The following is a 23,037-nucleotide window of genomic DNA, read 5'->3' as shown; positions in this document are numbered from 1 at the left end:
TTTCGGCCAAGGACCGGCGTACCCGGATCAGTACACCCATCAAGCACTGGTAACGTGGTCGGCGCAATTCCGACGTCCTTTAAGAGCCGTCCCGTGAGGCGGAGAAGGAGGTCCGTTTCGTATGGACGCGCACACCCGCACCGGTGAGCCCAGGGCCGTTCTGGAGGCCCCGGACATCGCCAGGATGCTCACCCGTATCGCCCACGAGATCGTCGAACGCGCCAAGGGCGCCGACGACGTGGTGCTCCTCGGCATCCCGACCCGCGGCGTCTACCTCGCCCGCCGGCTGGCCGACAAACTGGAGGGCATCACCGGGCGGAAGATCCCGGTGGGCTCCCTCGACATCACCATGTACCGCGACGACCTGCGGCTCAAGCCCGCACGGACGCTCGCCCGCACCGAGATCCCCGGCGACGGGATCGACGGCCGCCTGGTCGTCCTCGTCGACGACGTGCTCTTCTCCGGACGCACCATCCGCGCCGCCCTCGACGCCCTCGGCGACATCGGCCGCCCGCGCGCCGTGCAGCTCGCCGTACTCGTCGACCGGGGCCACCGCGAGCTCCCCATCCGCGCGGACTACGTGGGCAAGAACCTGCCGACCTCGCAGCGCGAACTGGTCAGGGTCCAGCTCTCCGAGGAGGACGGCCGCGACACCGTCCTGCTCGGCCTGGGCGCCACCGCGCCGGCCCGCGGGCAGTAGCACCCGCACACCTGCCCCGCCCGCGCGCCACGGCGAGCGCCGCCGTGCGCCCGCACGTCGTACGAACCTCCACAGACCTGGAGAAAACACCCAGATGATGCGCCATCTGATCTCGGCCGCCGACCTCACCCGCGACGAAGCCATCCGCATCCTCGACACCGCCGAGGAGATGGCCCGGGTCGCCGACCGGCCGATCAAGAAGCTGCCCGCCCTGCGCGGGCGGACGATCTGCAACCTCTTCTTCGAGGACTCCACCCGCACCCGGATCTCCTTCGAGGCGGCCGAGAAGCGCCTGTCCGCCGACGTCATCAACTTCGCCGCCAAGGGCTCCAGCGTCTCCAAGGGCGAGTCGCTCAAGGACACCGCGCAGACCCTGGAGGCCATGGGCGTCGACGCCGTGGTCATCCGGCACGGCGCCTCCGGCGCCCCCTACCGGCTGGCCACGTCCGGCTGGATCGACGCCCCCGTCGTCAACGCGGGCGACGGCACCCACCAGCACCCCACCCAGGCCCTGCTGGACGCCTTCACCATGCGCCGCCGCCTGGTCGGCCCCGACGCCGGGATCGGCCGGGACCTCGCCGGGCGCCGGATCACGGTCGTCGGCGACATCCTGCACAGCCGGGTCGCCCGCTCCAACGTCGACCTGCTCCACACCCTGGGCGCGGAGGTCACCCTGGTGGCGCCGCCCACCCTGGTGCCGGTCGGCGTGGAGGCCTGGCCCTGCGAGATCGCCTACGACCTGGACGCCGTGCTGCCCAAGTCCGACGCCGTGATGATGCTGCGCGTCCAGCGCGAGCGCATGAACGCCGCCTTCTTCCCCACCGAGCGCGAGTACTCCCGCCGCTACGGCCTCGACGCCCACCGCATGGCCCGGATGCCCGACCACGCGATCGTGATGCACCCCGGCCCGATGGTCCGCGGCATGGAGATCACCGCCGAGGTCGCCGACTCCGACCGCTGCACGGTGGTCGAGCAGGTCGCGGCCGGCGTGTCCGTCCGGATGGCCGTCCTCTACCTGCTGCTCGGCGGCAACGAGTCCGACACCGCCCACCCCCGTTCCGAGGAGAAGTGACCACGATGAGCAAGACCCTGATCCGCGGTGCGAGGCTGCTGGGCGGAGACGTCCGGGACGTCCTGGTCGACGGTGCGCAGATCGCCGCCGTCGGCACCGGGCTGCCCGCGGAGGACGCCGAGGTCGTCGAGGCTGAAGGAAGGATCCTGCTGCCCGGTCTGGTCGACCTCCACACCCATCTGCGCGAGCCCGGGCGCGAGGACTCCGAGACCGTCCTCACCGGCACCCGCGCCGCCGCCTCCGGCGGCTACACCGCCGTGTTCGCCATGGCCAACACCTTCCCCGTCGCCGACACCGCCGGGGTCGTCGAGCAGGTGTACCGGCTCGGCAGGGAGTCCGGCTACTGCGACGTCCAGCCCATCGGCGCCGTCACGATCGGCCTCGAAGGCCGCCAGCTGGCCGAGCTCGGCGCCATGCACGACTCCGCGGCGGGCGTGACCGTCTTCTCCGACGACGGCAAGTGCGTCGACGACGCCGTGATCATGCGCCGCGCCCTGGAGTACGTGAAGGCCTTCGGCGGAGTGATCGCCCAGCACGCCCAGGAACCGCGCCTCACCGAGGGCGCGCAGATGAACGAGGGCGTCGTCTCGGCCGAACTCGGACTCGGCGGCTGGCCCGCCGTCGCCGAGGAGTCGATCATCGCCCGCGACGTCCTGCTCGCCGAGCACGTCGGCTCCCGCGTCCACATCTGCCACCTCTCCACCGCCGGCTCCGTGGAGATCGTCCGCTGGGCCAAGTCCCGGGGCATCGACGTCACGGCCGAGGTCACCCCGCACCACCTGCTGCTCACCGACGAACTGGTCCGCAGCTACAACCCGGTCTACAAGGTCAACCCGCCGCTGCGCACCGAGCGCGACGTCAGGGCCCTGCGCGAGGCCCTCGCGGACGGCACCATCGACATCGTCGCCACCGACCACGCCCCCCACCCGCACGAGGACAAGGACTGCGAGTGGGCCGCGGCGGCCATGGGCATGGTCGGCCTGGAGACCGCGCTCTCCGTCGTCCAGCAGACCATGGTCGACACCGGGCTGCTGGACTGGGCGGGCGTCGCCGACCGGATGTCCTTCGCCCCCGCGCGGATCGGCGGCGCCCGGGGCCACGGACGCCCCGTCTCGGCCGGTGAGCCCGCCAACCTCACCCTGGTCGATCCGGCATACCGTGGAGCCGTGGACCCCGCGGGCTTCGCCTCCCGCAGCCGCAACACCCCCTACGAGGGGCGCGAGCTGCCCGGGCGCGTGACGCACACCTTCCTGCGGGGCCGCGCGACGCTCATGGACGGGAAGCTGGCGTGACACCTCTACTCGCGACACCTGCACTACTGACCCTCGCCGACGAGCGGAAGTCCGCCGAGGTGACCGACTGGGCCGCCCGCATCGGATGGGTCGTGGGCCTGCTCGTCCTCGTCGGCCTCGTCTACTGGCTGATGCGCCAGGGCTGGAAGTGGCGCGGCAGCCTCCAGTCGGACCTCCCCGAACTGCCCGCCCGCCCGGCAGGCGCCGCGCCCGGCACCGCCGCGGAGGAGCCGGGAGAGGCCGTCCTCGCGGCCGCCGGCCGCTACCACGGCTCCACCACCGCCGGGCAGTGGCTCGACCGCATCGTCGCCCACGGCCTGGGCGTGCGCAGCCGCGCCGAGCTCACCCTCACCCCCGCGGGCCTGGACGTCGTCCGCCCCGGCGCGCAGGACTTCTTCGTCCCCGCCGCCGCGCTGCGCGGCGCCCGGCTCGACAAGGGCATCGCGGGCAAGGTCCTCGCCGAGGGCGGCCTGCTGATCGTGACCTGGGAGCACGGCGGACGCCTGCTCGACTCCGGCTTCCGGCTGGACCGGGCGGCCGGGCAGAGCACCTGGGCCGACACCCTCACCACCATGACCAAGACGACGGAAGGCACCGCACGATGACGACCTCCACGCCGGGGACGGCCTCGAAGAGGAACGAGGCGTCTCCCGCCGTCCTCGTACTGGAGGACGGACGCACCTTCCGGGGCCGCGCCTACGGTGCCCTGGGCGAGACCTTCGGCGAAGCGGTGTTCAACACCGGCATGACCGGCTACCAGGAGACCCTCACCGACCCCTCCTACCACCGCCAGGTCGTCGTGATGACCGCCCCCCACATCGGCAACACCGGGGTCAACGACGAGGACGACGAGTCGCGCAGGATCTGGGTCTCCGGCTACGTGGTGCGCGACCCCGCCCGCATCCCCTCCAACTGGCGCTCCCGCCGCTCCCTCGACGAGGAGCTCGCCGCCCAGGACGTGGTCGGCATCTCCGGTGTCGACACCCGCGCGCTCACCCGCCACCTGCGCGAGCGCGGCGCGATGCGCGTCGGCATCTTCTCCGGTCCCGCCCTGAAGGACGCCCCCGACGAGTCGGCCCTGCTGGAGAGGGTCCTGCGCGCCCCCGAGATGAAGGGCGCCGACCTGTCCGCCGAGGTGGCCACCACCGAGGCGTACGTGGTGCCCGCCGTCGGGGAGAAGAAGTTCACCGTCGCCGCCCTCGACCTGGGCATCAAGGGCATGACCCCGCACCGGATGGCCGAGCGCGGCATCGAGGTCCACGTCCTGCCCGCCACCGCCACCGTCGAGGAGGTCTACGCGGTCGCCCCGGACGGCGTCTTCCTCTCCAACGGCCCCGGCGACCCCGCCACCGCCGACCTCACCGTCGTCAAGGCCGTGCTGGAGCGCCGCACCCCCCTGTTCGGCATCTGCTTCGGCAACCAGCTCCTCGGCCGGGCCCTCGGCTTCGGCACCTACAAGCTGAAGTACGGCCACCGCGGGATCAACCAGCCCGTGCAGGACCGCACCACCGGCAAGGTCGAGGTCACCGCCCACAACCACGGGTTCGCCGTCGAGGCCCCCCTCGACCGGGTGTCCGAGACCCCCTACGGGCGCGTCGAGGTCTCCCACGTCTGCCTGAACGACGACGTGGTGGAGGGCCTGCGGCTGCTCGACCAGCCGGCCTTCAGCGTCCAGTACCACCCGGAGGCCGCCGCCGGCCCGCACGACGCCGCCTACCTGTTCGACCGCTTCACGTCCCTGATGAGCACCGCCCCGATGGAGGCCGAGCGTGCCTAAGCGCACCGATATCCAGTCCGTCCTGGTCATCGGCTCCGGCCCGATCGTCATCGGCCAGGCCGCCGAGTTCGACTACTCCGGCACCCAGGCGTGCCGCGTCCTCAAGGCCGAGGGCCTGCGGGTGATCCTGGTCAACTCCAACCCGGCCACGATCATGACCGACCCGGAGATCGCCGACGCCACCTACGTCGAGCCGATCACCCCCGAGTTCGTCGAGAAGATCATCGCCAAGGAGCGCCCCGACGCGCTGCTGCCCACCCTCGGCGGCCAGACCGCCCTCAACACCGCCATCTCCATGCACGAGCAGGGCGTGCTGGAGAAGTACGGCGTCGAGCTGATCGGCGCCAACGTCGAGGCCATCCACAAGGGCGAGGACCGCGACCTGTTCAAGGAGGTCGTGGAGGCGGTCCGCGGCAAGATCGGCCACGGCGAGTCCGCCCGCTCGGTCATCTGCCACTCCATGGACGACGTCCTCGCGGGCGTGGAGACCCTCGGCGGCTACCCCGTCGTCGTCCGCCCCTCCTTCACCATGGGCGGCGCCGGCTCCGGCTTCGCCCACGACGAGGAGGAGCTGCGCCGCATCGCCGGCCAGGGCCTCACGCTCTCCCCGACCACCGAGGTGCTCCTGGAGGAGTCCATCCTCGGCTGGAAGGAGTACGAGCTGGAGCTGATGCGCGACAAGAACGACAACGTCGTGGTCGTCTGCTCCATCGAGAACTTCGACCCGATGGGCGTCCACACCGGGGACTCCATCACCGTCGCCCCCGCGATGACCCTGACCGACCGCGAGTACCAGCGGCTGCGCGACATCGGCATCGCCATCATCCGCGAGGTCGGCGTCGACACCGGCGGCTGCAACATCCAGTTCGCGGTCGACCCGGCCGACGGGCGGATCATCGTCATCGAGATGAACCCGCGCGTCTCCCGCTCCTCCGCGCTGGCCTCCAAGGCCACCGGCTTCCCGATCGCCAAGATCGCGGCCAAGCTCGCCGTCGGCTACACCCTCGACGAGATCCCCAACGACATCACCGAGCAGACCCCGGCCTCCTTCGAGCCGACGCTCGACTACGTCGTGGTCAAGGCCCCGCGCTTCGCCTTCGAGAAGTTCCCGCAGGCCGACGCGACGCTCACCACCACCATGAAGTCCGTCGGCGAGGCCATGGCCATCGGCCGCAACTTCACCGAGGCGCTCCAGAAGGCCCTGCGGTCCCTGGAGAAGAAGGGCAGCCAGTTCGCCTTCACCGGTCCCGCCGGCGACAAGGACGCGCTGCTGCGCGAGGCGGTGCGGCCCACCGACGGCCGGATCAACACCGTCATGCAGGCCATCCGCGCCGGGGCCACCCCGGACGAGGTCTTCGACGCCACCCGGATCGACCCCTGGTTCGTCGACCAGCTCTTCCTGATCAAGGAGATCGCCGACGAGCTGGGCGCCGCCGAGAAGCTCGGCCCGGAGCTGCTCGCCGAGGCCAAGCGCCACGGCTTCTCCGACGCCCAGATCGCCGACATCCGGGGGCTGCGCGAGGACGTCGTCCGCGAGGTGCGCCACGCGCTGGGCGTCCGCCCCGTCTACAAGACCGTGGACACCTGCGCCGCCGAGTTCGCCGCCCGGACCCCGTACTTCTACTCCTCCTACGACGAGGAGTCCGAGGTCGCCCCGCGCACCCGGCCCGCCGTGATCATCCTCGGCTCCGGGCCCAACCGCATCGGGCAGGGCATCGAGTTCGACTACTCCTGCGTCCACGCCTCCTTCGCGCTGCACGACGCCGGCTACGAGACCGTCATGGTCAACTGCAACCCCGAGACCGTCTCCACGGACTACGACACCTCCGACCGGCTCTACTTCGAGCCGCTCACCCTGGAGGACGTCCTGGAGATCGTCCACGCCGAGTCGCTGGCGGGGCCGATCGCCGGAGTCGTCGTGCAGCTCGGCGGCCAGACCCCGCTGGGCCTGGCGCAGGCACTGAAGGACAACGGCGTCCCCGTCGTCGGCACGCCCCCGGAGGCCATCCACGCCGCGGAGGACCGCGGCGCCTTCGGACGGGTGCTCGCCGAGGCCGGGCTGCCCGCCCCCAAGCACGGCACCGCCACCACCTTCGCCGGCGCCAAGGCCATCGCCGACGAGATCGGCTACCCCGTCCTGGTCCGCCCGTCCTACGTGCTCGGCGGCCGCGGCATGGAGATCGTCTACGACGAGGCGCGCCTGGAGGCGTACATCGCCGAGTCCACCGAGATCTCCCCCTCCCGGCCCGTGCTGGTCGACCGCTTCCTCGACGACGCCATCGAGATCGACGTCGACGCGCTCTACGACGGCCGGGAGCTCTACCTCGGCGGCGTCATGGAGCACATCGAGGAGGCCGGCATCCACTCCGGCGACTCCGCCTGCGCCCTGCCCCCGATCACCCTCGGCGGCCACGACATCAAGCGGCTGCGGGTCTCCACCGAGGCCATCGCCGAGGGCGTCGGCGTGCGCGGACTGATCAACATCCAGTTCGCCATGGCCGGGGACATCCTCTACGTGCTGGAGGCCAACCCCCGCGCCTCCCGCACCGTGCCCTTCACCTCGAAGGCCACCGCGGTGCCGCTGGCCAAGGCGGCCGCCCGGATCTCCCTCGGCGCCACCATCGCCGAACTGCGCGAGGAGGGGCTGCTGCCCAGGTCCGGCGACGGCGGCACCCTGCCGCTGGACGCCCCGATCTCCGTCAAGGAGGCCGTGATGCCGTGGTCGCGCTTCCGCGACGTCCACGGCCGCGGGGTGGACACCGTCCTCGGCCCCGAGATGCGCTCCACCGGCGAGGTCATGGGCATCGACTCGGTCTTCGGCTCGGCGTACGCCAAGTCGCAGGCCGGGGCCTACGGCCCGCTGCCCACCAAGGGCCGTGCCTTCGTCTCGGTCGCCAACCGCGACAAGCGCTCGATGATCTTCCCCGCCCGGGAGCTGGTCGCCCACGGCTTCGAACTGCTCGCCACCTCCGGCACCGCCGAGGTGCTCCGGCGCAACGGGATCAGCGCCACCGTGGTGCGCAAGCAGTCCGAGGGCGAGGGGCCCGGTGGGGAGCGGACCATCGTCCAGCTCATCCACGACGGCGAGGTCGACCTCATCGTCAACACCCCGTACGGCACCGGCGGCCGGCTCGACGGCTACGACATCCGCACTGCGGCCGTGGCCCGCTCCGTGCCGTGCCTGACCACCGTCCAGGCGCTCGCCGCCGCCGTGCAGGGCATCGAGGCGCTCGGCCGCGGTGACGTGGGGGTGCGCTCGCTCCAGGAGCACGCGGAGCACCTGACCGCCGCCCGGGACTAGGCCGCGCCTCCGGGCGACCCCCTCCGCAGTGCCGCCCCGCCCCGCCCGGCGGGGCGGCACACCCGGAACACGCCCGCACCCCTTCCCGGCAAGCAGCCCCCGCCGGCAACGGTCCGGCACACCCGAGGGGGCACCGGAGACGGTGTCCCCCTCCTCACGAGGACACCGCTGTGTACAAGCTCTTCTTCCACCTGTTCTTCAAGCGGATGGACCCCGAGGCGGCCCACCATCTCGCCTTCGCCTGGATCCGCCTCGCGGCCCGCGTCCCCGTCCTGCGCACCTTCGCGGCCGCCGTGCTCGCCCCCCGCTTCCGCGAGCTGCGCACGGAGGCCCTCGGCCTGCGGATGCACGGGCCCTTCGGCCTCGCCGCGGGCTTCGACAAGAACGCGGTCGGCATCGACGGCATGGCCATGCTCGGTTTCGACCACGTGGAGATCGGCACCGTCACCGCCCGCCCCCAGCCCGGCAACCCCAAAAAGCGCCTCTTCCGCCTGGTGGCCGACCGGGCGCTGATCAACCGCATGGGCTTCAACAACGAGGGGTCCGCGGCCGTCGCCGCCCGCCTCGCCGCCCGCCGCGAGGTCTTCCGCACCACCGTCGGGGTGAACATCGGCAAGACGAAGGTCGTCCCGGAGGCCGAGGCGGTGGCCGACTACGTCACCTCCACCGAGCGCCTCGCCGCCCACGCCGACTACCTGGTGGTCAACGTCTCCTCGCCGAACACGCCCGGCCTGCGCAACCTCCAGGCCACCGAGTCCCTGCGCCCGCTGCTGACGGCCGTGCGCGAGGCCGCGGACCGCACCGTCACCGACCGCCGGGTGCCGCTGCTGGTCAAGATCGCCCCCGACCTCGCCGACGAGGACGTCGACGCGGTCGCCGACCTCGCCGTGGAACTCGGCCTGGACGGCATCATCGCCACCAACACCACCATCCGCCGCGAGGGCCTGGCCTCGCCCGCCGACCTGGCCTCCGAGACGGGCGGCCTGTCCGGCGCCCCGCTCGGGGACCGCTCCCTGGAGGTGCTGCGCCGCCTGTACGCCCGCGTCGGCGACCGGATCACCCTGGTCGGCGTCGGGGGCATCGAGACGGCCGAGGACGCCTGGCAGCGGATCCTCGCCGGGGCCACCCTGGTGCAGGGCTACAGCGCCCTGGTCTACGAGGGCCCGTTCTACGCCCGCGCCATCCACAAGGGCCTCGCCGCCCGGCTCGCGGCCAGCCCGTACGCCAGCCTCGCCGAGGCCGTCGGAGCCGGCCACCGCAACCGGAAGGACACCCCCGCATGAGCCCCCTGGAACCCTTCGGCGCCCGGCTCCGCCAGGCCATGGACACCCGAGGCCCGCTGTGCGTCGGCATCGACCCGCACGCCTCGCTGCTCACCGACTGGGGGCTGGACGACGACGTCGCCGGGCTGGAGCGGTTCACCCGCACGGTCGTCGAGGCCCTCGCGGACCGCGTCGCCGTCCTCAAGCCGCAGTCCGCGTTCTTCGAGCGCTTCGGCTCCCGGGGCGTCGCGGTGCTGGAGAAGGCCGTCGAGGAGGCCCGGGCCGCCGGCGCCCTGGTCCTGATGGACGCCAAGCGCGGCGACATCGGCTCCACGATGGGCGCCTACGCGGAGGCGTTCCTCCGCAAGGACTCGCCGCTCTTCTCGGACGCCGTCACCCTCTCGCCCTACCTCGGGTTCGGGTCCCTCCGCCCGGCGCTGGACCAGGCGCTGCTGAGCGGCAGCGGCGTGTTCGTGCTGGCGCTGACCTCCAACCCGGAGGGCGCCGAGGTGCAGCGCGCCACGGGCGCCGGCGGCGCGCCCCTGGCGCAGGTGATGCTCGACCACATGGCGGCCGAGAACCAGGGCGCCCGGCCCCTCGGCTCGGTGGGCGCCGTGGTGGGCGCGACCCTCGGCGACGCGGGGGTCGACCTGGACATCAACGGGCCGCTGCTCGCGCCCGGCATCGGCGCGCAGGGCGCGACCCCGGCCGACCTGCCGGGCGTCTTCGGCCCGGCCGTGCGCAACGTCCTGCCGAGCGTCAGCCGGGGGGTGCTCCGCCACGGACCGGACGCCGCGGGGCTGCGCTCGGCGGCCCTGCGGCTGGTCGACGAGGTGCGCGAGGCCGTGGCCTGAGGCCCGCGGGGGAGCGGGCCCCGGCGCGTTGTCCCAGGCAGTCGGGCCCGCTTTGACATTTTCTTCACAGGAAAGCCGGTCTATTTGTCCGAAAAGTCCTGGTCAGTCGATGCTGACCAGGACTTTTCGTCTGTTCTCGCTGACTGGAGCGGTGATGGCCGCTAGTCTCCGTCGAAGAGCGAACGAGCAGGGCAGACGCACTGCACTGTTCGACCGCTCACCTGGTGCGGGGCCGTACGGCCCCGGGCCGGTCCGTATCCGACAGTTCGACATCCGAGGTGACGTAGGCGTGGCTCTTCCGCCCCTTACCCCTGAACAGCGCGCAGCCGCGCTCGAAAAGGCCGCCGCGGCTCGCCGGGAGCGGGCCGAGGTGAAGAATCGACTCAAGCACTCCGGCGCCTCCCTCCACGAGGTCATCAAGCAGGGCCAGGAGAACGACGTCATCGGCAAGATGAAGGTCTCCGCGCTCCTCGAATCCCTGCCGGGCGTGGGCAAGGTCCGCGCCAAGCAGATCATGGAGAGGCTCGGCATCTCCGAGAGCCGCCGCGTCCGCGGTCTCGGCTCCAACCAGATCGCCTCCCTGGAGCGCGAGTTCGGCGGTGGCGCCGCCTGACGTTCCCCGGCACTCCCGGGAACCTGGATAATCGGTCCATGGCAGCAGAGGTACGTCCGCGGCTGACCGTGCTCTCCGGCCCCTCCGGGGTCGGCAAGAGCACGGTCGTCGCGCATATGCGCAAGGTCCACCCCGACGTGTGGCTCTCGGTGTCGGCCACGACACGCAGGCCCCGTCCCGGCGAGAAGCACGGTGTCCAGTACTTCTTCGTCACCGACGAGGAGTTCGACAAGCTCGTCGCCAACGGCGAACTGCTGGAGTGGGCCGAGTTCGCGGGCAACCGCTACGGCACCCCCCGCCGGGCGGTCCTCGACCGCCTGGAGGCCGGGGAGCCGGTCCTGCTGGAGATCGACCTCCAGGGCGCGCGCCAGGTGAAGGAGTCGATGCCGGACTCGCAGCTCGTCTTCCTCGCCCCGCCGAGCTGGGAGGAGCTGGTCCGCCGGCTGACGGGCCGGGGCACCGAGTCCGCCGAGGTCGTCGAGCGCCGTCTCGACGCCGCCAAGGTCGAACTCGCCGCGGAGGCGGAGTTCGACACCACCCTGGTCAACACCTCCGTCGAGGGAGTGGCGCGCGAGCTGCTAGCCTTGATGGAAGTTGTTTGATCTTTTGTCCGATCTTTCTGCAAGTTCTTCGGAAGGCTAGAGCGTGTCCTCTTCCATCACCGCGCCCGAGGGCATCATCAACCCGCCGATCGACGAGCTGCTCGAGGCTACCGACTCGAAGTACAGCCTCGTGATCTACGCCGCCAAGCGCGCGCGTCAGATCAACGCGTACTACTCGCAGCTCGGTGAGGGCCTGCTCGAGTACGTCGGTCCCCTGGTGGACACCCACGTCCACGAGAAGCCGCTCTCGATCGCGCTGCGCGAGATCAACGCGGGTCTGCTGACCTCCGAGGCCATCGAGGGCCCGGCCCAGTAGGCGTACGGCGCATCCCACCACGGGCCCGGCGGAGCACCCGCCGGGCCCGTGGTGCGTCCGGGGCCGGGCCCCGGCGCGCCCCGCGCGGTCCGTGGTGCAGCATGGGGTTCGACAAACCGAGCGCGGGGAGGCGCAGTGGGCAAGCCGAAGGTGGTCCTGGGAGTGGGCGGCGGCATCGCCGCCTACAAGGCGTGCGAACTGCTGCGGCGGCTCACCGAGTCCGGGCACGACGTGCGCGCCGTCCCCACGGCCTCCGCCCTGCACTTCGTCGGCGCGGCCACCTGGTCCGCCCTGTCCGGCCACCCGGTCTCCACCGAGGTGTGGGACGACGTCCACGAGGTGCCCCATGTGCGCATCGGCCAGCAGGCCGACCTCGTGGTGGTCGCCCCCGCCACCGCCGACCTGCTCGCCAAGGCGGCCCACGGGCTCGCCGACGACCTGCTCACCAACACCCTGCTGACCGCACGCTGCCCGGTGGTCTTCGCCCCCGCGATGCACACCGAGATGTGGGAGCACCCCGCCACCCGCGAGAACGTGGCCACGCTGCGCCGCCGGGGCGCGATCGTGGTCGAGCCCGCCGTGGGCCGCCTCACCGGCGTGGACACCGGCAAGGGCAGGCTGCCCGAGCCCGCCGAGATCTTCGAGGTCTGCCGCAGGGCCCTCGCCCGCGGCGCCGCGGCCCCGGACCTGGCCGGCCGCCATGTGGTGGTCAGCGCGGGCGGCACCCGCGAGCCCCTGGACCCCGTCCGCTACCTGGGCAACCGCTCCTCCGGGAAGCAGGGCTACGCCCTGGCCCGCACCGCGGCGGCCCGCGGGGCCCGCGTCACCCTGGTCGAGGCCAACACCGCCATCCCCGACCCGGCCGGGGTCGACGTGGTGCACGTGGGGACCGCCGTGCAGCTGCGCGAGGCGGTGCTGAAGGCCGCGGCCGACGCCGACGCCGTCGTGATGGCGGCCGCGGTCGCCGACTTCCGCCCCGCCGCCTACGCGCCCGGGAAGATCAAGAAGCGGGACGGCGTCGAGGCGCCCGAGATCACGCTGGTCCGCAATCCGGACATCCTCGCGGAGATCTCCGCCGAGCGCCCGCGCCCGGGGCAGGTCGTGGTCGGTTTCGCCGCCGAGACCGACGAGGTTCTGGCCAACGGCCGCGAAAAGCTCCGGCGCAAGGGCTGCGACCTGCTCGTGGTCAACGAGGTGGGGGAGCGGCGCACCTTCGGGGCCGAGGAGAACGAAGCGGTGGTGCTCTCCTCGGACGGCGCCGAGACGCCCGTACCGCACGGGCCCAAGGAGGCCCTCGCGGACACGGTCTGGGACCTCGTGGCGGCCCGGCTGCCCGCCTGAGGGCGGTGCCGCGGGCCAGGCGGCGCCCCCCGGGGGCCCGCCGGGCTCCGCCCCGGGTGCTCCTCGGCGCCGGCCCGACCGGGGCGCGCCGCCAAATGTGGCGAATCCCTCGCCCGCGGGCGCTATCGTCGTACCGTCTCGGCCATGGCCACAGGTCAGCGGGCTCCCAAGCAGCGAGACGGGTGTCCGGCGGCATGGGGCGACCGATAAACTGGTCTGTGGAACGTCGCGGGGCGCAGCCCCCTGCCGGTCCGCCAATGATCAGCCAGCAGCCGCTGCAACCCCAGGGAGCGATGTGTCCCGCCGTCTCTTCACCTCGGAGTCCGTCACCGAGGGCCACCCCGACAAGATCGCCGACCAGATCAGCGACACCATCCTCGACGCCCTGCTGCGGGAGGACCCGACCTCCCGCGTCGCCGTCGAGACCCTGATCACCACCGGCCTGGTGCACGTCGCCGGAGAGGTGACCACCAAGGCGTGGGCGGACATCCCCACCCTGGTGCGCAGCAAGATCCTCGACATCGGCTACGACTCCTCCAAGAAGGGCTTCGACGGCGCCTCCTGCGGTGTGTCGGTCTCCATCGGCTCCCAGTCGCCCGACATCGCCCAGGGCGTCGACACCGCCTACGAGAAGCGCGTCGAGGGCGACGAGGACGAACTGGACAAGCAGGGCGCGGGCGACCAGGGCCTGATGTTCGGCTACGCCTCCAACGAGACGCCCGAGCTGATGCCGCTGCCGATCCACGTCGCGCACCGGCTCTCCCGCCGCCTGACCGAGGTCCGCAAGAACGGCACCATCCCCTACCTGCGCCCGGACGGGAAGACCCAGGTCACCATCGAGTACGACGGCGACAAGGCCGTCCGCCTCGACACCGTGGTGGTCTCCTCGCAGCACGCCTCCGACATCGACCTCGACTCCCTCCTCGCTCCGGACATCCGGGAGTTCGTCGTCGAGCACGTCCTGAAGCAGCTGCTCGAGGACGGCATCAAGCTGGACACCGAGGGCTACCGCCTCCTGGTCAACCCCACCGGCCGGTTCGAGATCGGCGGCCCCATGGGCGACGCCGGACTCACCGGACGCAAGATCATCATCGACACCTACGGCGGCATGGCCCGCCACGGTGGCGGTGCCTTCTCCGGCAAGGACCCCTCCAAGGTCGACCGCTCCGCCGCCTACGCCATGCGCTGGGTCGCCAAGAACGTCGTCGCCGCCGGGCTCGCCGCGCGCTGCGAGGTCCAGGTCGCCTACGCCATCGGCAAGGCCGAGCCCGTGGGCCTGTTCGTCGAGACCTTCGGCACCGCGACGACGGACGTGGAGAGGATCGAGCAGGCCATCACCGAGGTGTTCGACCTCCGTCCGGCCGCCATCATCCGCGACCTCGACCTGCTGCGGCCGATCTACGCCCAGACCGCCGCCTACGGCCACTTCGGCCGGGAGCTGCCGGACTTCACCTGGGAGCGCACCGACCGCGTCGACGCCCTGAAGGCGGCGGCGGGCGCCCTCTAGTCCGTCCGGCCCGACCGGCATCCGCCCCGGGGCCCGCGGCGCACCCACCGTGCACCGCGGGCCCCGCGGCATCCGGCCGGTCCGGTCCGAGGCCCCGGCGCTGTCGGCGGCCTCTGGTAGGAATGGGGCTGTGAGCAGCGACGACAAGCAGCCCGGAGGCCCCGGCGACGGCCCGGAGCAGCTCGCGCTCATCCGGGAGACGGTACGCAAGGCCAAGGTGCCCCGGGCGAAGCCCCGCACCTGGCGCGGAGCGGCCCTGGCCAAGGAGCTGCCCGTCGCCCGGGTGATGGTCGACAAGGGCGTGCTCCACCTCGACCGCCTCTGGGACTACGCCGTGCCCGAGGAGCTCGACGCCGCCGCCCAGCCCGGCGTGCGGGTCCGGGTGCGCTTCGGCGCCGGCTCCCACCAGGTGCGAGAAGGCCGGCGGGAGGGCGGCGGCCTGGTCGACGGCTACCTCGTCGAGCGCCGGGCGGAGTCCGACTACACCGGACCGCTCGCCGCCCTGGCCCACGTCGTCTCGCCCGAGCCCGTCCTCGGCCCCGAACTGCTCGCCCTGGCCCGGGCCGTCGCCGACCGCTACGCCGGAAGCCTCGCGGACGTCCTCCAGCTGGCCATCCCCCCGCGCAACGGCCAGGCCGAGGCCGCCGCCTCCCCGGCACCCCTTCCCGCGCCCGCCGCCCCCGGGCCCGGCACCTGGTCCCGCTACGGCCGGGGCCCCGCCTTCCTGGACGCGCTGGCGCGCGGGGCCGCTCCCCGGGCGGTGTGGACGGCCCTGCCCGGTCCGCACTGGCCCGAGGAGCTCGCCCGGGCCGTCGCCGCGGCCCTGGCCTCCGGCCGCGGGGCCCTGGTCGTGGTGCCCGACGGCCGCCGCGCCACCCGGGTCGACGAGGCGCTCACCGCCCTGCTCGGCCCGGGGCGGCACGCCCTGCTCACCGCCGAGTCCGGCCCCCGCCGTCGCTACGAGCAGTGGCTGGCCGTCCGGCGCGGGTCCGTCCGGGCCGTCGTGGGCACCCGCGCCGCGATGTTCGCGCCCGTCCGGGACGTGGGGCTCGTCGCCCTCTGGGACGACGGGGACGGCAGCCACAGCGACGACAACGCCCCCTTCCCGCACGTCCGCGAGGTGCTGGAGCTCCGGGCGGCCCACGAGGGGTGCGCCTTCCTGCTCGGCGCCACCGGCTGCACCGTCGAGGCGGCCCAGCTGGTGGAGAGCGGCTGGGCCGAGCCGATCGTCGCCGACCGGGCCCGGGTGCGCGCCGCCGCCCCGCTGGTGCGCACCGTCGGCGACCACGACCTCGCCCGGGACGGGGCCGCCCGGGCGGCCCGGCTGCCGAGCGTGGCCTGGGAGGTCGCCCGCGAGGGGCTGCGCTCCGGCCCGGTGCTGGTGCAGGTGCCGCGGCGGGGCTATGTGCCGCGGCTGGCCTGCGACCGCTGCCGCACGCCCGCCCGCTGCCGTCGCTGCGCCGGCCCGCTGGAGGCCCACGAGGTCCACGAGCTGTGCTGCGCCTGGTGCGGCGAGGCGGAGCGGGAGTGGCACTGCACCGAGTGCGGGGCCTTCGGACTGCGGGCCACCGTCGTGGGCGCCCGGCGCACGGCCGAGGAGCTGGGCCGGGCCTTCCCCGAGGTCCCCGTGCGGACCTCTGGCCGCGACCAGGTCCTGGACGCGGTACCCGGGCGGCCCGCCCTGGTGGTGGCCACGCCCGGCGCGGAGCCCGTTGCCGAGGGCGGCTACGCGGCCGCCCTGCTGCTCGACGGATGGGCCATGCTCGGCCGCCCGGACCTCAGGGCGGGGGAGGAGGCCCTGCGGCGCTGGCTCGCCGCGTCCGCGCTGGTGCGCGGCCAGGACGAGGGGGGGAGAGTCGTGGTGGTCGCCGAGTCCACGCTCCGGCCCGTCCAGGCCCTGGTGCGCTGGGACCCGGTCGGCCACGCCCTCGCGGAGCTCGCCGAGCGCGCGGAGCTGGGCTTCCCCCCGGTCTCCCGGATGGCGGAGGCGGTCGGCACCCCGCAGGCGGTCGCGTCCTTCCTTCAGTCCGTGCGCCTGCCGCCCGAAGCCGAGGTGCTGGGCCCCGTACCCGTGCCCCCGCAGGCCCGCCCCCGGGGCCGGGCGGAGGGGGCGCCGGCCCCGGGCGCCGGGCGGGAGCCGGCGGAGGAGCGGTGGGACCGCGTACTGCTGCGGGTGCCCCCCGGGAGCGGGGCGGCCCTGGCCGCCGCGCTCAAGGCGGCGCAGGCGGCCCGCATGGCGCGGGGAGCGACGGACCCGGTCCGGGTGCGGGTGGACCCGCCGTCCATCGGCTGACCACCGGGCCCCGCCCCACCGGCGGGTTGTGCCGCTCCCCGCGCCCGACGGCCGCCGTCAGCCGTTGCGGGGGCCGGGGAAGGCGCCCGGCCGGGACTCCGCGGGCATGGAGCGCGCCGCGGGCACCGTGGGCACCGGGCCCTGGACGGCCCGGGCGCCCTGCCCCTCGGCCGCCCGCTCGGCCGCCTCGGCCGGGGCCGGCTGGGGCTGGGCGGCCCGACGGGAGCCGTAACGGCGGTGCACCGCCTGCTTGGTGACGCCGAGTGCGGAGCCCACGGCGTCCCAGGAGAAGCCGAGGGAGCGGTCGAAGTCCACGGCCGCGGTCACCAGGGTCTCCACGCTGTCGCGCAGCTCCTGGGCGAGGCGGACGGTGGGCGCCGGGGCCCGGCCGTAGACGACGAAGCCCGTGGACGGGCCGGAGCGGCGCGGGCGGTAGACGTTTCCCAGCTGGGCGGTGAGGGTGCGCAGCGCATCCACCTGCCGGCGGACCCGCTCGATGTCCCGCACCAACAGGTGCAGACTTGCCCGGGCTTGGGCGTCGTGGGTTGCGTGGTCGGCCATCGACAAGCCTCTCGAACCGGCGTTGAAAGGGGCCGGGCCGCATCCGGGCGGCCCGCTTGGGTCAATCTCTCTTGACCAACGCGCCAGCCTCCGGTCTGGTCACGCTTCGGGGCGTATGCGCATATGCGCGGGGCGCGCGGGCTCGCGTACGCCCCCGCGGGGACCGGCCCATAGACTGGTGAGCTGCTCAGCACCCATGCGCCACAGCCCCGGACCGAGAGGCAGTCAGCCACCGATGAAGCTCGTCTTCGCAGGTACCCCCGAGGTCGCCGTCCCCGCCCTGGACGCCCTGATCGCCTCCGAGCGCCACGAGGTGGCCGCCGTCGTCACCCGGCCCGACGCCCCCGCCGGGCGCGGTCGGCACCTGGTGGCGAGCCCGGTCGCCCAGCGCGCGGAGGAGGCCGGCATCGAGGTGCTCAAGCCCGTGCGCCCGCGCGACGAGGACTTCCTGGCCCGGCTGCGCGAGATCGCGCCCGACTGCTGCCCGGTCGTCGCCTACGGGGCCCTGCTGCCCAAGGCCGCCCTGGAGGTGCCGGCCCGCGGATGGGTGAACCTCCACTTCTCGCTGCTGCCCGCCTGGCGCGGGGCCGCGCCCGTCCAGCACGCGATCATGTCCGGTGACGAGATGACCGGCGCGGCCACCTTCCTCATCGAGGAGGGGCTGGACTCCGGTCCGGTCTACGGGGTGCTGACCGAGCCGGTGCGGCCCACCGACACCTCCGGCGACCTCCTCACCCGGCTCGCCTTCGCCGGTGCCGGGCTGCTCCTCGCCACCATGGACGGCATCGAGGACGGCACCCTGCACGCCGTGCCGCAGCCCGCCGAGGGGGTCTCCCACGCCCCGAAGGTGACGGTCGAGGACGCCCATGTCGACTTCTCCGCCCCCGCGCTGCGCGTCGACCGCATGGTGCGCGGCTGCACCCCCGCCCCCGGAGCCTGGACCGCCTTCCGCGGTGAGCGGCTGAAGCTGGTGCAGGTCACCCCGGCACCCGGGCGGACCGACCTCGCCCCCGGGGAACTGGACGCGGGCAAGCACAGCGTGCACGCGGGGACCGGGTCGCACGCCGTCGAGCTGGTCTGGGTGCAGCCCCAGGGCAAGAAGCCGATGCGGGCGGCGGACTGGGCCCGCGGGGTGCGCATCGGCCCGGGGGAGACCCTCGGGGCCTGAGCCCCTCCGGGCGGGGGCCGGTCGCCGGCGGACGTAGGCTGGGAGCGATCAGCCCCCACCCAACGCGGAGCACCTTGTGAGCGAGCAGGCCCGTCGCCGTCCCCCCAGGCCCCACCGGCGCCCCAAGAAGGACCCGGTCCGGATCCTGGCCTTCGAGGCCCTGCGGGCGGTGGACGAGCGGGGCGCCTACGCCAACCTCGTCCTGCCGCCGCTGCTGAGGAAGGCCCGCGCCGAGGGCGGCTTCGACGGACGCGACGCCGCCCTCGCCACCGAGCTGGTCTACGGGACGCTGCGGCGCCAGGGCACCTACGACGCGGTCGTCGCCGCCTGCATCGACCGGCCGCTGCGCGAGGTCGACCCCCCGGTGCTGGACGTCCTGGCCCTCGGCACCCACCAGCTGCTGGGCACCCGGATCCCCACCCACGCGGCCGTCTCCTCCAGCGTGGAGCTGGCCCGCGTCGTACTCGGCGACGGCCGGGCCAAGTTCGTCAACGCGGTGCTGCGCAAGGTCTCGCAGGACGACCTGGACACCTGGGTGGAACGGGTGGCGCCGCCCTACGACGAGGACCCCGAGGCCCATCTGGCCGTGGTCCACTCCCACCCGCGCTGGGTGGTCTCCGCGCTGTGGGACGCGCTCGGCGGCGGCCGGGCCGGTATCGAGGACCTGCTGGAGGCCGACAACGAGCGGCCCGAGGTGACCCTGGTGGCCCGCCCGGGCCGCAGCACGGTCGGCGAACTGCTCGACGCCCTGGGCGAGGACGCGGCCCTGCCGGGACGCTGGTCCCGCCACGCCGTGCGGCTGGCCGAGGGCGGCGAGCCGGGAGCCCTGGCCGCGGTGCGCGAGGGGCGCGCCGGTGTGCAGGACGAGGGCAGCCAGCTGGTGGCGATGGCGCTGGCCGCGGCGCCGGTGGAGGGACCCGACCTGCGCTGGCTCGACGGCTGCGCCGGCCCCGGCGGCAAGGCGGCGCTGCTGGCGGCGCTCGCGGCGGAGCGGGGTGCGGCCCTGCTCGCCTCCGAGAAGCAGCCGCACCGCGCCCGGCTGGTCGCACGGGCGCTGGACGGCAACCCCGGCCCCTGCACGGTGATCGCCGCGGACGGCACCCGCCCGCCCTGGCGGGAGGGCTCCTTCGACCGGGTGCTGGTCGACGTCCCGTGCTCGGGCCTGGGCGCGCTGCGGCGCCGCCCCGAGGCCCGCTGGCGCCGCAGGCCCGAGGACCTGGAGGGCTTCGCCCCGCTCCAGCGGTCGCTGCTGCGCGAGGCGCTCCGGGCGGTGCGGGTCGGCGGCGTGGTCGGATACGCGACCTGCTCGCCGCACCTGGCCGAGACCCGGGTGGTGGTCGAGGACGTGCTGCGCGGGCGCGGCGGCCCGGCGGCGCAGGCCGAGTGGATCGACGCCCGGCCGCTGATGGAGGGCGTCCCGGCGCTCGGCGACGGCCCCGACGTGCAGCTCTGGCCGCATCTGCACGGCACCGACGCCATGTACCTGGCCCTGCTGCGCCGCACCGCCTGAGGGTCCCGCGCGGGGCCCGGGGACACGGACGCCGCCGCCTCACCGCCGGTGGTGTCCGCCACCGTGCCGGTGCAACGAACGTCCTCGACAGGCCGGGCCGGTCCTCTGCGACGTGGCCCAGCCACCGACACGGGAAGCCCGCGCGTTTACGCGTGGGTGGAGTCACGGAGCATGAGCAACCCGCACCTGGCCCGCGGCGCCGTCTGGCGCCTGCACCACCTCGACCGGGAGATCGCCCGGCTGACCGTGACCGGCTCCGACATGCCCTGGACCCACGCCGAGGTCGAGGCACGTGCGGGCTTCGAGCGGTTCGGCCCCCTCTTCGCCGAGCAGGAGCGGGCCGTCGAGGAGGAGGACTGGGAGCGGGCGGACGCCTGCCACACCCGGATCCGTGCGGCGCTGACCCTGACCTTCCCCGACGGCACCCCGGTAGCCGAGTTCATGCTGCACATCCACGGCGACGGCACGGCCGGCTGGCGCTGGCACGCCGATCCCTTCGGCGCGCCGGACCCGTGACGAGGTCCCGTCGGCCGGCCCGGGGCCGCCGGTGGCCCGGCCCCGTCAGGAGCCGCCCCGCTCCGCGCCCGGGCCGTCCGGCGCGGGTGCGGGCGGACCGGCCTCCCCGCCGTCCCCGCCCGCCGTGCCGTTCCCGCCGTCCTCGCCGTCCTCTCGGGAGAGCGGGTGCGGCCACCACACCCGGCCGCCGATGTCCAGGAAGAGCGAGGTCACCAGGACCGAGCGGACGACGAAGGTGTCCAGCAGCACCCCGAGGGCGACGGCGAACCCGATCTCGGCGAACCCCACCAGCGGCAGGGTGCCCAGCACGGCGAAGGTGCCCGCCAGGACCAGCCCGGCCGAGGTGATCACCGCACCGGTCGCGGCGAGCCCGGTGACCACGCCCCGCCGGGTGCCCGACTCGCGGGCCTCCTCGCGGATCCGCGTGGTCAGGAAGATGTTGTAGTCGATGCCCAGGGCCACCAGGAACACGAACACGAACAGCGGGAAGTCGGTCGACTCCCCCGCGTAGTCGAACACGTACCGGAAGGCGAGCGCGCTCAGCCCGAGCGCCGCGGCGAACGACAGCACCACCGTGCCGATCAGCAGCAGTGGTGCGATCAGCGCGCGCAGCAGGGCGATCAGCACGAGGAGGACCACCAGCAGCACCAGCGGGATGATCACCCGGTTGTCGTGCGTGGTCGCCGCGTCCATGTCCACGAGCGCCGCGGTGCCGCCGCCGACCAGGGCGTCCGCGCCGGGTACCTCGTGCACCGCGTCCCGCACCCGCTCCACCGTCGCCTTGGCCGCCTCGCTGTCCGCCGGGTCGGTCAGCGTGGCCTCGAACAGCACCCGCCCCTCGTGCACCGGCCTCGATCCCGGGGGCACCCCCAGCGAGTCGGGCGCCACACCCTCGGTGGCGGCGACCGCCGCGCCCACCGCACGGGCCTGCGGGAGGTTCGCGACCACCACCAGCGGATCGCCGCTGCCCGCGGGGAAGTACTCCTCCAGGACCGCCTGTCCGGTGATCGAGTCCGGTGTGCCGGTGAAGGCGTCCGCATTGCTCAGCCCCTCCGCCCTCAGCTGCGTCAGCCCGAGCGAGAAGACGGCGAGCACCACGGCGGTGACACCCCACACGGCGCGCGGGCGGCGGGCGATGCGCCGCCCGGTCCTGGCCCACACCCCGTTCTCGGTCGGCTCGGGCGTGCCGGCGTGGGGGACGACGGGCCAGAAGACCCACCGGCCGAGGACCACCAGCAGCGCGGGGAACAGCGTCAGCATGGCCGCGAGGGCGATGGCGACGCCGATCGCCGCCACCGGTCCGAGGCCGCGGGTGGAGTTCATCTCCGCGGCCAGCAGCACGAGCATCCCGAGCACCACCGTCGCGCCGCTGGCCAGCACCGCCGGTCCCGCCCGGTGCAGCGCCAGCGCCATGGCCTCGTGGCGGTCCTGGTGGCGGCGCAGCTCCTCGCGGTAGCGGGCGACGAGCAGCAGGGCGTAGTCGGTGCCCGCGCCGAAGACCAGGACCAGCAGGATGCCGGCGCTCTGCCCGTTGACGGTGAGACCCGCGTGGGCGGCCAGCAGGTAGATCACGGCCTGGGCCGCCGTGAGCGCGGTGATCACCGCGACCACCGGCACCAGCAGCAGGGTGGGGCTGCGGTAGGTGAGGAGCAGCATCACCACGACCACCGAGAGCGCCGCCAGCAGCAGGGTGGAGTCGATGCCCTCGAAGGCCTCGCTGAAGTCCGCCGAGGTCCCGCCCGGTCCGGTGACGTGCACGGCGAGCCCGTCGGCCACGGTGCCCGTGCCGGTGACGGCGCGGATCGAGTCCACCGCGGGGCCGATGCGCTCCCAGCCCGACTCGTCCATGGTGATCGGGACGAACACCTCGGCCGCGCGGGGGTCGGTGGCCCGGTCGAAGAACGGACCGCGGGTCTCCGCGCCGCGGATGCCGTGCTCGTCGAGGCGGCGGATCTCGGCGGTGTCCTCCGCGATCCGGACGCGGTCCGCCGCCGTGAGTCCGTCGGCGCGGGCGTAGACCACGACGGCCGGGATGATCTCGGGGCGGAAGCCCTCCGCCTCCTGGAGGACCTGGGTGGACTCCGCGCTGCCCGGCAGCCAGGACGCCGCGTCGTTTTCCTGCGCGCCGGTCAGCTTCTGTGCCAGCGGGAAGGCCAGCAGCAGGACCACGGCCCACAGGCCGAGGACGACCCACTTGCTGCGCCGGCCGCAGACGAGGCGGGCCGCGCCCTGCGAGGGCGCCGCCCGCGGGGTGCGGAGGGGCGGGTCCGCCATGTCGCTCCCGGGGATCGGTGGTCCGCCCCGCCCCCGTCCCCCGGGGCGGGGGCGCGGCCGGTGGCCTGAGACCGTCGC

At 74.0% G+C, this 23,037-nt stretch carries 19 protein-coding genes; 17 read left to right on the top strand and 2 right to left on the bottom strand.

Translation table 11 applies throughout. From position 1 onward, the window contains the following. Positions 1 to 121: 121 nt before the first annotated feature. The 14 genes from pyrR to ACGF15_RS08955 all read left to right on the top strand — a co-directional run bounded on the left by pyrR (position 122) and on the right by ACGF15_RS08955 (position 16,930). On the top strand, positions 122 to 700 hold the full coding sequence (gene pyrR / locus ACGF15_RS09020) for a bifunctional pyr operon transcriptional regulator/uracil phosphoribosyltransferase PyrR (protein WP_345615366.1): 579 nt from the start codon (positions 122 to 124) through the stop codon (positions 698 to 700). 94 nt (positions 701 to 794) lie between these two features. Continuing rightward, positions 795 to 1,772 (top strand): aspartate carbamoyltransferase catalytic subunit, encoded by a 978-nt coding sequence (locus tag ACGF15_RS09015; protein ID WP_345615367.1) that lies wholly within the window; start codon positions 795 to 797, stop codon positions 1,770 to 1,772. Positions 1,773 to 1,777: 5 nt separating this feature from the next. Beyond that, positions 1,778 to 3,064 (top strand): dihydroorotase, encoded by a 1,287-nt coding sequence (locus tag ACGF15_RS09010; RefSeq protein ID WP_345615368.1) that lies wholly within the window; start codon positions 1,778 to 1,780, stop codon positions 3,062 to 3,064. Next, positions 3,061 to 3,669: a hypothetical protein gene (locus ACGF15_RS09005; protein WP_392797446.1), complete on the top strand. Its 609-nt coding sequence runs from the start codon at positions 3,061 to 3,063 to the stop codon at positions 3,667 to 3,669. The genes ACGF15_RS09010 and ACGF15_RS09005 overlap by 4 nt, the downstream gene beginning before the upstream one ends. Continuing rightward, a complete protein-coding gene (gene carA, locus ACGF15_RS09000) occupies positions 3,666 to 4,841 on the top strand; it encodes a glutamine-hydrolyzing carbamoyl-phosphate synthase small subunit (RefSeq protein WP_345615370.1) in 1,176 nt (391 codons plus the stop codon). The genes ACGF15_RS09005 and carA overlap by 4 nt, the downstream gene beginning before the upstream one ends. Then, positions 4,834 to 8,142, top strand: coding sequence for a carbamoyl-phosphate synthase large subunit (gene carB / locus ACGF15_RS08995; protein ID WP_392797443.1), 3,309 nt, complete (start codon positions 4,834 to 4,836; stop codon positions 8,140 to 8,142). Before carA ends, carB begins: the two co-directional genes overlap by 8 nt. Positions 8,143 to 8,312: 170 nt before the next feature. After that, entirely contained in the window at positions 8,313 to 9,425 is a 1,113-nt protein-coding gene (locus ACGF15_RS08990) for a quinone-dependent dihydroorotate dehydrogenase (protein ID WP_392797441.1), read from the top strand. After that, complete coding sequence (pyrF, locus tag ACGF15_RS08985) at positions 9,422 to 10,258, top strand: orotidine-5'-phosphate decarboxylase (RefSeq protein WP_392797439.1); 837 nt, start codon at positions 9,422 to 9,424, stop codon at positions 10,256 to 10,258. Before ACGF15_RS08990 ends, pyrF begins: the two co-directional genes overlap by 4 nt. Positions 10,259 to 10,547: 289 nt before the next feature. Further along, on the top strand, positions 10,548 to 10,871 hold the full coding sequence (locus ACGF15_RS08980) for an integration host factor (protein ID WP_005319887.1): 324 nt from the start codon (positions 10,548 to 10,550) through the stop codon (positions 10,869 to 10,871). A 38-nt stretch (positions 10,872 to 10,909) separates the two neighbouring features. Continuing rightward, entirely contained in the window at positions 10,910 to 11,473 is a 564-nt protein-coding gene (gene gmk / locus ACGF15_RS08975) for a guanylate kinase (RefSeq protein WP_256526737.1), read from the top strand. A gap of 43 nt (positions 11,474 to 11,516) precedes the next feature. Beyond that, positions 11,517 to 11,789, top strand: coding sequence for a DNA-directed RNA polymerase subunit omega (gene rpoZ, locus ACGF15_RS08970; RefSeq protein WP_005319902.1), 273 nt, complete (start codon positions 11,517 to 11,519; stop codon positions 11,787 to 11,789). A gap of 135 nt (positions 11,790 to 11,924) precedes the next feature. Further along, positions 11,925 to 13,130 carry a bifunctional phosphopantothenoylcysteine decarboxylase/phosphopantothenate--cysteine ligase CoaBC gene (gene coaBC / locus ACGF15_RS08965; RefSeq protein ID WP_392797436.1) on the top strand — a complete coding sequence of 402 codons (1,206 nt, stop codon included), beginning with the start codon at positions 11,925 to 11,927 and terminating at the stop codon, positions 13,128 to 13,130. Positions 13,131 to 13,425: 295 nt separating this feature from the next. Then, positions 13,426 to 14,637, top strand: a complete 1,212-nt coding sequence (gene metK / locus ACGF15_RS08960) for a methionine adenosyltransferase (protein WP_345615375.1) — start codon at positions 13,426 to 13,428, stop codon at positions 14,635 to 14,637. Between the two features lie 130 nt (positions 14,638 to 14,767). After that, positions 14,768 to 16,930, top strand: a complete 2,163-nt coding sequence (locus ACGF15_RS08955) for a primosomal protein N' (protein WP_392797434.1) — start codon at positions 14,768 to 14,770, stop codon at positions 16,928 to 16,930. 57 nt (positions 16,931 to 16,987) lie between these two features. Here the strand turns inward: ACGF15_RS08955 and ACGF15_RS08950 are convergent, their stop codons facing one another. After that, entirely contained in the window at positions 16,988 to 17,491 is a 504-nt protein-coding gene (locus tag ACGF15_RS08950) for a hypothetical protein (protein ID WP_345615378.1), read from the bottom strand. 235 nt (positions 17,492 to 17,726) lie between these two features. On the opposite strand from ACGF15_RS08950, the gene fmt reads away from it, so the two are divergent. From fmt to ACGF15_RS08935, 3 genes are all read left to right on the top strand, one after another. Next, positions 17,727 to 18,659 (top strand): methionyl-tRNA formyltransferase, encoded by a 933-nt coding sequence (gene fmt, locus ACGF15_RS08945; protein ID WP_345615379.1) that lies wholly within the window; start codon positions 17,727 to 17,729, stop codon positions 18,657 to 18,659. Between the two features lie 76 nt (positions 18,660 to 18,735). Then, positions 18,736 to 20,169: a transcription antitermination factor NusB gene (locus tag ACGF15_RS08940; RefSeq protein ID WP_345615380.1), complete on the top strand. Its 1,434-nt coding sequence runs from the start codon at positions 18,736 to 18,738 to the stop codon at positions 20,167 to 20,169. A gap of 171 nt (positions 20,170 to 20,340) precedes the next feature. Next, entirely contained in the window at positions 20,341 to 20,685 is a 345-nt protein-coding gene (locus ACGF15_RS08935) for a hypothetical protein (RefSeq protein WP_392797432.1), read from the top strand. Between the two features lie 45 nt (positions 20,686 to 20,730). Here the strand turns inward: ACGF15_RS08935 and ACGF15_RS08930 are convergent, their stop codons facing one another. Next, positions 20,731 to 22,959 carry an MMPL family transporter gene (locus ACGF15_RS08930; RefSeq protein WP_392797430.1) on the bottom strand — a complete coding sequence of 743 codons (2,229 nt, stop codon included), beginning with the start codon at positions 22,957 to 22,959 and terminating at the stop codon, positions 20,731 to 20,733. Positions 22,960 to 23,037: the final 78 nt, after the last annotated feature.

It is taken from the genome of Streptomyces sp. NPDC048001, from assembly GCF_043203115.1.
GTDB classification, from domain to species: domain Bacteria; phylum Actinomycetota; class Actinomycetes; order Streptomycetales; family Streptomycetaceae; genus Streptomyces; species Streptomyces sanyensis.
Note: the sequence above shows the minus strand (reverse complement) of the source record. Positions and strands in the feature narration are given on the sequence as shown.